At 65.4% G+C, this 10,735-nt stretch carries 4 protein-coding genes; 2 read left to right on the top strand and 2 right to left on the bottom strand.

The genetic code is table 11. The features are described from left to right. Positions 1 to 14 precede the first annotated feature (14 nt). Complete coding sequence (locus OTER_RS01600) at positions 15 to 1,220, bottom strand: glycoside hydrolase family 88 protein (protein WP_012373144.1); 1,206 nt, start codon at positions 1,218 to 1,220, stop codon at positions 15 to 17. A 146-nt stretch (positions 1,221 to 1,366) separates the two neighbouring features. On the opposite strand from OTER_RS01600, the gene OTER_RS01595 reads away from it, so the two are divergent. Together OTER_RS01595 and OTER_RS01590 are read left to right on the top strand one after the other, a co-directional pair. Further along, positions 1,367 to 5,305: a DUF2339 domain-containing protein gene (locus OTER_RS01595; protein WP_012373143.1), complete on the top strand. Its 3,939-nt coding sequence runs from the start codon at positions 1,367 to 1,369 to the stop codon at positions 5,303 to 5,305. A 108-nt stretch (positions 5,306 to 5,413) separates the two neighbouring features. Beyond that, positions 5,414 to 7,405 carry a DUF3999 family protein gene (locus OTER_RS01590; RefSeq protein ID WP_012373142.1) on the top strand — a complete coding sequence of 664 codons (1,992 nt, stop codon included), beginning with the start codon at positions 5,414 to 5,416 and terminating at the stop codon, positions 7,403 to 7,405. A 627-nt stretch (positions 7,406 to 8,032) separates the two neighbouring features. Here the strand turns inward: OTER_RS01590 and OTER_RS01580 are convergent. Beyond that, positions 8,033 to 10,696, bottom strand: coding sequence for a putative Ig domain-containing protein (locus OTER_RS01580; protein ID WP_012373141.1), 2,664 nt, complete (start codon positions 10,694 to 10,696; stop codon positions 8,033 to 8,035). Between the last annotated feature and the right edge of the window lie 39 nt (positions 10,697 to 10,735).

The following is a 10,735-nucleotide window of genomic DNA, read 5'->3' as shown; positions in this document are numbered from 1 at the left end:
CGCGACGCCGTCGCTCAGCGGCTCGCACGGTAGCGGAGGATCGCTTCGAGGAAGTAATAGTCGGCGAAGATCGCGGGCACGTCGACGTTGCTGCCGATCGGCAGGTATTGCACCGAATGGTCCAGCAGGCAGTTCGTGTCGGCGCGGCTGGCAAAATAGGGTGGTTGACAGAGTGAGCGGAGCATCGCCTCCGCGGCGATTTGGTATTTCGCCCGGAGCGCAGACTCCTCCACATATTTCACCAGCTCGAAGAGACCCGCCGCGACGATCGCCGTCGCGGAAACATCGCGATATGCGATGTCTGACTGGAAATCCCACGCAGAGACGTGGTCCGGTGGCAGGTGCGCGAGGAAGTAGTCGGTCAGCCGCTGCGCCGCCTGCAGGTAGCGCGGTTCCTTCGTCGCGCGATACATGACAACACAGCCGTATTGCGCCCACGCGTGGCCACGCGACCAGGTCGTCTCGGGGCCGGCGCCCTGCAGCGTGCCGCGGTTGAGAATCGAACCATCGCGCTCGTCGTAGCGGACGACGTGGTAGGTGCCGCCGTCGGCCCGCACGAAATCGCGCAGCGTCGTGTCGGTGTGGCGGCGCGCCATCTCGACGTAGTCCGCCGGACCGCCGTGGCTCGCCGACCATAGCAGCAGTTCCAGGTTCATCATGATATCGATGACGACGGGGACCGAGTGGGGCAGGGGATCGCGATCCCAGTTGGAGCTGAGCGCTCCGATGCGAGGATTGAACCGGTGCGCCAGTGTGGCCGCTGCCTCGTGCAGCACTGCCGGATAGCGCGCATACGCGTCACCTTTTCCGAGCCGCAGGCCCTGGCCAAACGTGCACATGAACCGGAAGCCGAGATCGTGCGTGTCGCGGTTGTTCTTCTCGTGCTCGATCGGTGCGGTCCACTGTTGGGCCCAGCGCTCGAAACGTGCGTCGCCACTCAGGTCGAACGCGAGCCAGAGGCAGCCGGGGTAGAACCCGCTGGTCCAGTCGCTCGAACCCTCGAGTTTCCATTTCTGCTCCTGGGTTGCGTAGGTGGGATAGCGTTCGGCGGTGCCAACCTCCTCGGTGCTGCGCGCCAGTCGTTCCAGCGACGTCTTCACGGCTGCATCGACGAGCCGGTCCAGCGGTTCATCGGCGCGCGCCCTTAGGGTGGCTGGAAAGAGAGTGGGGGCGATCACGAGGACGGAGAACGCGAAGCGGCGGAGAAATTGCGGGTGCATGAGGTGTCGTGGAATGAGCGGGACGAAACACCGAACGCGAATCCGAGGGAATCGCGAAAATCGATGATCAATGCGCGAGCCCGCGGTAAGTCCAAGCAGCCGAAGGCTTGCCATCACCTGCGTTGATCGGCAGAACCTGCGCAGACATGGAAGGCCTCCTTACCCTGCTCGGCCTCGCATTGTTTCTCGGTCTCATCGTCTTCCCCATCTGGGTGATCGTGAGAATCAGTTCGCTCGGCGCGCAAAACGACGCGCTGGCTTCGAGCCTCGAAGAACACCGGCAGAAGCTCCGCGAGCTGGAGCGAAAACTCGCGGAGGGCACGGCGCCCGCCGCTACCGCGGCCAAACCCACCGCAGAACCTCCGCTCGCGCCGTTACCCGTAGCGCCGCTCATGCGCGCAGCGGAGCCAGCGGTGACGATGCCATCGCCGTCGCCCGCGGCGACGATCGGCGAGTCCCCGGTGGTAGGCAAGGTCGGTGACTTGGCTGAGCAGCCGGCTGAACGAGCCGGCCTGCAGGGTCCCGCCAGCGAGCCACCGATGGTCGAGCCGCCCGTCGCAGAACAGGCGCCCGATACGGTCGGGCAGGTCAGTGAACCGTCGGTCGAAGGCCAGACCGGCGGACTGGCGAATGAGCCACCTCCTTTAGGCCAAGCAAGTGGCCCGGCAGATGAGCCGGCTCAACAAGGCAGCCCACAAGAGACGACAGGAGCCACGCCGCTGCCCGAGCCACCGGCTCCTCCCGTCTTCGAACCTACGGCATCACCGGTCGAGTCGTTCGTGCGCGGCATCAACTGGGAGCAGTTCATGGGCGCGAAACTCTTCGCGTGGCTCGGCGGGCTCGCCGCGTTGCTCGCAGTCGGGTTCTTCGTCAAATACTCCTTCGAGCACGATCTGGTTCCACCGGCGGCGCGCGCGGCGATCGGGTTCGTGTTTGCGATCGTGCTCGTGATCGGCGGACTGAAAATCGATCGCGCGCGCTACGCCGTCACCGCACAGACGCTGATCGCGACGGGCATCGTGAGTCTCTACACCGTCACGTTCGCGTGCCGCTCGATCTACCACTTCGAGTTCTTCGGACCGTTGCCGACGTTTTTGGTGATGGTGCTGATCACCGCCGCGGCGTTTCTGCTTGCCGTCCGGCTCGAGGCGCAGGTCGTGGCGATCCTCGGCATCCTCGGCGGTTTTCTCACGCCGGTGCTCGTCAGCACCGGCCAGGACAATCCGCTCGGGCTTTTTGGCTACATCGCGCTGCTTGATCTTGGCCTCGTGGCGGTGGCGCTGCACCGGCGCTGGTTCTACCTCGTGCCGCTGGGGGCGATCGGCACAATTGCGCTGCAGATCGGGTGGGCGGCGAAGTTTTTCGAGAACGACCCGTCCGGGCAGGCGAGCGTCGCCGTCGTGGTGTGCCTGGTGTTCGCCGTGCTTTTCCTCGGCGCGGCGATTTTCGCCCATCGGCGCGGGCACGATGGGCCGGAGATCACGCTCTCTGCGGTCGTCATGGCGTGCGTATGCTACGGGTTCGCCGGATATTTTCTCGGCTTCCGTGCCGCCGGCAGTCGCGTTGGGCTGGTGTTTACGTTTGTGCTGCTGGCCAACCTCTGCCTGCTCACGCTGGCGTGGTTCAGAAGGCTGGGGGCGCTGGTCGCGGTCGCCACAGCAGGCACGGCGTGGCTGCTGGTCAACTGGACAGCCGAGATTTTCTCGCCGGCGCTGGCGTCTACGCTCATGGGCGTGTGTCTCGGGTTCTGTGCGTTCTTCCTCGTCACCTATTTCGTGGCGCGACGGTTTGACCGGAGTTCGCCGGCCATCACCTGGTCGGCCGTGGCGCTGCCCCTCATCGGGTTTGGGTTCGCGCTGTATTTCCTGCGCTATCCGGAAGTGGGAGGGCGCGTGGGCTTGTATTTCCCGTTCGTGCTGGCGCTGTCGCTCGCGCTGCTCGTGCTCGCCTGGTTCGAACGGAAGCCGGCGCTCGTGACGACAGCGGTTGGCGGAGTGGGCGCCGTGCTGGCGTTCTGGCGACTCACGATTTTCACACCGGCGCTTGGGCCGACGCTGATGCTGGTCACATTCGGCTTCGGCGTGCTTTTTTTGGTGGTCTATCTCGCCGCGCGACGGGCCGAGCGCGGCGCTTCGATGATCACCTGGTCGGCGATCACACTGCCGTTGCTGGCGCTGGCGTTCGCCTTCTCGTTCCTCGGTTACCCGGAGCTCGCGCAGCGACCGGGGCTGTTGTTCACGTTTGCGCTGCTGGCCGACGCGGCGTTGCTGACGATCGCGTGGTGCGACGAGCAGATGCCGCGGCTGCATCTCGTCGCCGGTGGCCTCCTGTTCGCGCTGCTCGGCACGTGGACCGCCGGATGCCTGACGGCGCCGCTGCTGCCCTGGGCGCTCGCGTTTTATCTGCTGCATGCGGTGCTGCACACGGCGTTTCCGCTCGCGCTGGAACGGCATCGACCGGACGCGACGGCCACCTGGTGGAGCCAGCTGTTCCCGCCGCTCGCGCTCGTGCTGATGCTGCTGCCGCTGTTCAAGCTCACTACAATCTCGCTCGTGTTCTGGCCCTGCGTGTTGCTCGTGGACCTGCTGGCGATCGGGCTGGCGCTGGTCACCGCCTCGCTGGCCGCCGTGGCTGCCGTGCTGGTGCTCACGCTCGTGGCGACGGGCGCCTGGCTGTTCAACCTGCCCACGACCCTGACTGCCGCGCCGGCGCTGTTGCTCGTCATCGGCGGCTTTGCCGTCGTGTTTTTCGCGGCCGGGCTGTTTCTGGTCCGCCGGCTCGGCGACCGGCTGCAGGCGAGCGGTGGCGGACCGGCGACGCACGCGCTGTTTGGCGACGCGCGCTCGCAGATCCCCGCGTTCTCCGCGCTGTTACCGTTCGTCCTGCTCATTATGATGACCGCGCGGCTCAATCTGGTGAATCCGTCGCCGGTCTTCGGTCTCGCGCTGTTGCTCGTCGTGATGGTCCTGGGGCTCGCGGCGATCCTCGGGCTCGCGTGGTTGCCGGCGTGCGCGCTCGCGGGCGTGGCGGGGCTGGAATACTCCTGGCACGCGCGGCACTTCGCGGTCGAAAGCGCCACCGCGCCGCTCGCGTGGTATCTGCTCTTCTACGTGGCGTTCGCGATTTATCCGTTTGTGTTCCGGCGGCGGTTTGCCGGGGTGACCGGCCCGTGGGCGATCGCTGCGCTCGCCGGAGCCGCGCAGTTCCCGCTGGTTTACCGATTGGTCACGGCGGCCTGGCCGACGGAATTTCCCGGGCTGCTGCCGGCGGCGTTCACCATCCTGCCGCTGCTGAGTTTGGTGGCGATCCTGCGCGCGACGGTCGTCAACGAGCGTGCGCGGCTCAACCAGCTCGCGTGGTTCGGCGGGGTGGCGCTGCTCTTCATCACGCTCATTTTCCCGATCCAGTTCGAACGCCAGTGGCTCACGGTCAGTTGGGCGCTGGAAGGCGCGGCGCTGCTCTGGCTCTTCCGTCGCGTGCCGCACGCCGGATTGCGGGCGGTAGGCGTGGTCCTGCTGTGCACGGCGTTCGCGCGGCTGGCGCTCAACCCCGCGGTGTTTTCGTATCACGCGCGCAGCGAGACTGCGGTGTTCAACTGGTATCTTTACAGCTACGGGCTCGTCACCGTCGCGTTGTTTACGGGCGCGTGGCTGCTCGCACCGCCGCGTGAGCGCGCGCTCGGCGTGAAGGCTCCACCGCTGCTGAGCACGCTGGGCACGGTGCTGCTGTTCATGCTCGTCAACATCGAGATCGCCGACTTCTTCAGCGTGCCGGGTCAACGCGTGCTGACGTTCCAGTTCTCCGGCAACTTCGGTCGCGACATGAGTTATACGATCGCGTGGGCGCTGTTCGCGCTCGGGTTGTTGCTCATGAGCATTTGGAAGCAGGCTCGCGCCGGCCGCTATGCCGCGCTCGCGCTGCTGGGCGTGGCGCTGCTCAAGCTGTTCTTCCACGACCTCGCGCGACTCGATGCGCTCTACCGCGTCGGCGCCCTCCTCGCCGTGGCGGTGATCGCGATCCTCGCGTCGTTCGCCTACCAGCGCTTCCTGCCCGCCAATGAGAAAAATGTCCCGCCGAAATCGTGAAATCACGTTTTCCAAAACGAGCTGAACCACAGATGGACACAAATGAACACAAATGACCGAGCAGACCTGACTGCTTCATTATCAATCTGTGTCCATCTGTGTTCATCTGTGGTTAAACGGTGTGCGGGTTTGTTCGCGGTCGTTGCGCTGTCTATTTTCGTCGCGATCGGCACGGCGCGGGCGCTGGAAGTCACCGAGTGGAAATACCGCCAGCCGCTTACGGTCGAGCAGCCCGGCGTGCTCAAGCTGGCGCTGCCCCCGGAAACGCTCGGGCTCGCGCGATCGAACCTCGAGGACCTGCGACTGCTCGATCCTGCTGGCCGCGAGGTGCCGTTCGTCTTCACCACGCCGGCGCCGGCCGTGCCGCCAGTGAGCCGGGCGCCGGTGGCGTTTCGCGCCACACTGCAAGATGGCGCGACTGAACTGCTCGTCACGACCGGCACCACCGCTCCGCTCGAGGCGGTCGCGCTCGCAACGCCCGCGCCGCATTTCCTCAAACCCGCGCGCGTCGAAATCTCCGCCGATGGTGAACACTGGGAACTGCTCGCCGACCGCCGCGCCACGTTCCGTCAGTTCGGCGCGGAGCACCTGCAGTTTCAGCTTGAGCGGCGGACCGCCGCCTACATCCGCATCACCATCGACGACACGCGACACCGCGCCGTGCCGTTCACGGGCGCGACGCTGCTGCTGGCCGGCACGAAGCAGCCGGAATTCACCGCGCCGATCGAGGTGCGGATCGTGCGGCGCGAAGAATTCGCCGGCGAGTCGGTGCTGACACTGGACCTCGGCGGCGCGCACGTGCCTTTGGCGGAACTGGGTTTCGTCACCGCGGAGCCGCTGTTCGCGCGGACGATCACCCTCACGACGCGGGAGCTGCGCGACGAAGCAGCCGTGGAGCGCACGCTCGTCACGGGATCGATCTGGCGAATCGAAGCCGACGGCGTGGCGCCTGCTGCGCAGCTCACTGTGGCGGCGGCTTTCACCACGCCTTCGCGCGAACTGCTCGTGCATGTCGCCAACGGCGACAGCCCGCCGCTCGCAATCGACCGCGTGACCGCGCGGCAGCGGCCGTTATGGTTCGTGTTCCGGGCGGCGGAGTCGGGCACCTATACGCTGCTCACCGGCAACGCGCAGGTCGCGGCGCCGCGCTACGATCTGGCTCCCCTCGCTGCGCAGCTGCGTGACTTGGCGCCGAGCGCGCTCACGCCGGGTGCGGCGCAACCGAATCCGGGCTATCGCGCGACGGACGGGTTGGCCGACACACCATTGCTGGGCGCGGCGATCGATCCGGCACCATGGCGTTTCCGCAAACCGGTGCGGATCGCCACGCCGGGCGTGCAACAGCTCGAACTCGATCTCGACGTGCTGGCGCGCGCGCAGCCTGGTTTCGCCGATCTCCGATTGGTGCACGACGACGCGCAGGTGCCGTATTTGCTCGAGCGCACGGCGCTGGCCCGCACCACGCCGCTGGCCGTGGAAATCCTTCGCGATCCGAAGCGGCCGCATATCAGCCGCTGGCAGATCACCCTCCCGCGCGCGAGCCTGCCGGTCACGAAGCTGACGCTCACGTCGTCGACGCCGATTTTTCAACGGCAGATGCGGCTCTACGAAAAAGTCGTGGACGAGAGGCGTGGCGATTCGTTTGAGCGTTCGCTGGGCAACGCGACGTGGAGCCACACGCCTGGGGATGTGCGACCGCTCACGCTGCCATTTCCCACGCCACCGGTGACGGGAACGTTCGTTCTCGAGACGGACGACGGCGACAATCCGCCGATCGCGCTCACCGCGGTGGCGGCGACCTATCCCGTCGTGCGGCTGCTCTTCAAGACCGACGCAGAGCCGCTTGAACTTTATTATGGCAACGCGGCCGCTACGACGCCGCGGTACGACTTGGCGCTGGTCGGCGGGCAGATTTTTGCGGCGGAGAAATCCGTCGCGACGCTCGGCGCCGAAGAGCAGGCGGGCCAAGCCGGCTGGGGCGCAGCGGTTGGCGGTTCGCGGGCGGGGATGTTCTTCTGGGCCGCGCTCGGGCTGGTCGTGGTCGTGCTGCTGGTGGTGGTGGCGAAGCTGCTCCCAAAGCCGCCCGTCGCCAAATCATAGGGCGCTGAGGTCGGCCGGGGCGCCGCCGGCAGCCGGATCGACGCCGGCTGGCGGGCGATCTGACCCGGCGGCGAGTGTGTGCCGGATAAGGTGTGCTCCTCCCTTGGCCGTGGTGGACGGTTCACGAAGCACGGCCCGGGATACTACCGTGGCCATAGAAAAACTATGACCAATGCCTCGTTGAAGGATGACGACGGGTGGCAGACGGTGGAGCCGTTAGGGTGGTGTTTCGCCGAGGTGGTGTTCAGGCATTCTGCTACGGCGAGACTTGCTGTCTTCAAGATAGCCCTAGGACGCCAGCACTCCAGGGGTGGGGTCGCTGGCGTCCGCTTTGGGGCCGGACACGGCGAGTGAATGCAGCTGGCTTGTGCCTAGGCTCACCGTGACAGCTGCACGCCCAGCCAAGCGAGATGACGAAAGGGGCCAGCGCTGCGCAACTCGGATTTTTGCGAAGACCGATGCGGGCACGTAGCTAGAGACGTCGCACTCCTTCGATCCGCCGATCATCAGGGGTGCAATCTCGACGGCTGCTGCGCGTCACGAGCAGGAGTGGATCAAGCTGAAGCAGGTCGAAATGGCCGATCCAACCTTGCGTTGTGCGACGAGCGAATGCTGCCGCGAGCATGCTTAATGAGGAGGAGGCACGAGATCGCCGGTGATATCCTTTCCATTCTTCTCGAACTTCGCCCGGTTGGCTTGGGCCGGTAAAGCCACTCCGTGCGACGTGGCTCCAGCCGTGAAACTCACGTTGCTGATGCCATCGACCTCCACCGCCCGTCCGTTCAGCTGATGAAGATCGCCGCCGGTGACGCGGAAATCACCCGTGCCGCCGAAGACTAGGATCGGCTCGGCATCGGCATCCGCAGTCAGTTCACCGACATAGATTGCTCCCACGACCGTGACCCCTGGGGCATTGATGCCGGTCATGCCTGCCGCGCGGAAGAAGGACGCGTTGGCGAGGCGCAGGGACGCCATTTTGCCGTCGCGGCTGCTAATCGAGATCAGTCCGATATCGGCCATGCCGTCGTAGGTTTCGCCTGGCTTGAAGAGCGTTGGATTGACCGCGGTGATCGTGCCCACGCTGAAGACGGAAAGATAGGTGGTCTCGTCCACACCAGAGACGACCAGTGACGCGTGACCTTTCATATAGGTGATGTCCGGTTGGTTGTACTTTGTCGCCACGGCGGGTCCGGTGGCATTCTCGAGGCTCACCGTGACCGTTCCGGCGCCACTGAACTCGATCTGGACGATATCATCGTCGAGGTCGACGTACGACATGCGCGTGATCTGGCCGGGGTCCGCGGTGATGGTGGCGGTAGTCCCGGTGATCAGTACCTGATCGAAGGTATTTCCGTTGGGATGTTTGATGTCCTCACCGACGACCTTGCCCAAGCCCACAACCTTGGCGGTGGTGTGAACACCGAGCACGGCCGCCGCGCTTGAGGTGGATCCGCCCGCGTTGGTGGCCACCAAGACATAGGATCCCGCGTCGGCGGCTTGAAAACTGGCGATGGTGAAGGAGGCGTCGGTCGCGCCGGGAATGGCGGATCCATTTTTCAACCACTGATAAGTCGGCGTGGGCGTGCCTGTGGCCGCGCCGCTCAAAACAATCTTGGCGCCGAGGTCCACGGACGCTCCTTGCGGCTGAAGCGTAAACACCGGAAGCACGCTGGCGGTGATCGTGATCATCCGACGGTGAGTCCCGCCAAGATTCGTGGCCGCCAAATCGACATTGTAGATTCCGGGAGCGGTGAACGTGCCTGAGATCAAACCGGTCCGCTCACTAAGCGAGACCGCTTCTGGAAGCCCGACTGCTTCAAAGTGCATCGCTGGGATCGATGTCTTGATTTGCAGTTCGAAGGGCACCCCAACCAACGCGTTCACCGCGGTTTCGTTGAGGATAATTGGCCAGCCGCCACCACCGCCGGCACCTCCTCCACCTCCCCCGCCGCCACCTCCTCCCGATGAGCCGATCTGAATCGTCAGCGTCTTGGCCTCACCGGCACCAAACAGGTTTGTGGCGGTGAGCGAAACCGAGTGAGTTCCCGTGCCCGTCGGCGTCCCACTGATCAGCCCAGTGGCTGCATCCAACGAGAGTGTCGCCGGCAATCCAGCCGCCGCATAGCTCGTCGGCGTGCCAGTAGCCGTGATTTGATAGGAGAAGGCGGTCCCGATCTTGCCGCTCGCAGAGCTGGCGCTGGTGATCGCCGGCCGTTCGCCGGTCGTCAGCGTCAGGGTGGTACTCGGGCCCGTTCCGACGGTGTTGTTGGCGCTCAGCTGGATGGGAAAAACGCCCGCTGACGTCGGCGTGCCACTAATAACCCCAGCTGGCGTGGCGGTGAGTCCGGGCGGCAAACCGCTGACGTTGAAACTGGTCGCAGCTGCGCTCGCGAGTGTCGCGTAGCTGAACGGCTGACCGACGCTGGCCAGCACCGTGGTGGCGCTGGTGATGGCTGGCAGTGAGCCCACCGTAAGCACCAGATTCACCGGGGCGCTGGTGCCGTTTCCGTTGGTCGCGGTCAGCGCCATCGTATAGACGCCGGCGATGGACGACGTGCCGCTCAGCGCGCCGGTTGCCGAATCCAGATCCACCCCCAATGGCCGTCCCGCCGCGGCAAAGGAACTCGGCGTGTTCGTGGCGGTGATCGTGTAGCTAAAAGGGGCGCCGACAGCCACCGCCGCGCTGGTCGGACTCGTGATCACTGGTGCCGCGGCCGGAGCAGCCACCGTAAGGGTGAGGGTCACGGGGGCTCCCGTACCACTCGCATTGTTGCCGCTGAGCGCAATGGAATACGTTCCTGCCGTCGCGGGCACCCCACTGATCGCGCCCGTGTTCGTATCTGCTACGAGCTGAGCCGGCAGCCCGGACACGTTGAAACTCGTCGGCGCATTGCTCCCGGTGACGGTGTAGCTGAACGCTTGGCCGACCGTGCCATTCGCGGTGGTTGAGCTGGTGATAATGGACGTGCCCGATGCCGCCACAATCGTGATCGAGATCGCCGCGTGGTTGGTCTGCCCATTGCTCGTGACCGAGACGTCGCCAAGACTCGTCCCCGGGGTCGTCGGCATGCCGGTGATCAACCCGGAACTCGCGTTGATCGCCAGCCCGGCAGGCAGTCCGGTGGCTTGGTATTGCACCGGTGGAGTCGCCGTCGACGTCACCTGAAAGCTGTAGTTCGCGCCCACCTGGCCGGGGGTGCCGGTGATGGTCTGTTGCGCGGTCAGTGCAGCCGGTAAGCAGGCCAGGAGCGTCCCTGCGAAGAAGCGACAAAATGAAGAAAACTGGATCATAACGGAGAACGACGGGTGCTTGGTGACGAATGCGACGGG

The sequence above is a fragment of the Opitutus terrae PB90-1 genome (assembly GCF_000019965.1).
GTDB classification, from domain to species: domain Bacteria; phylum Verrucomicrobiota; class Verrucomicrobiia; order Opitutales; family Opitutaceae; genus Opitutus; species Opitutus terrae.
This window is presented reverse-complemented; position numbering and strand designations above follow the sequence as displayed.

Coding starts and splice junctions, on each gene's coding strand:
- OTER_RS01600 (WP_012373144.1), bottom strand. CDS start 1,220: ATGCACCCGCAATTTCTCCGCCGCTTCGCGTTCTCCGTCCTCGTGATC.
- OTER_RS01595 (WP_012373143.1), top strand. CDS start 1,367: ATGGAAGGCCTCCTTACCCTGCTCGGCCTCGCATTGTTTCTCGGTCTC.
- OTER_RS01580 (WP_012373141.1), bottom strand. CDS start 10,696: ATGATCCAGTTTTCTTCATTTTGTCGCTTCTTCGCAGGGACGCTCCTG.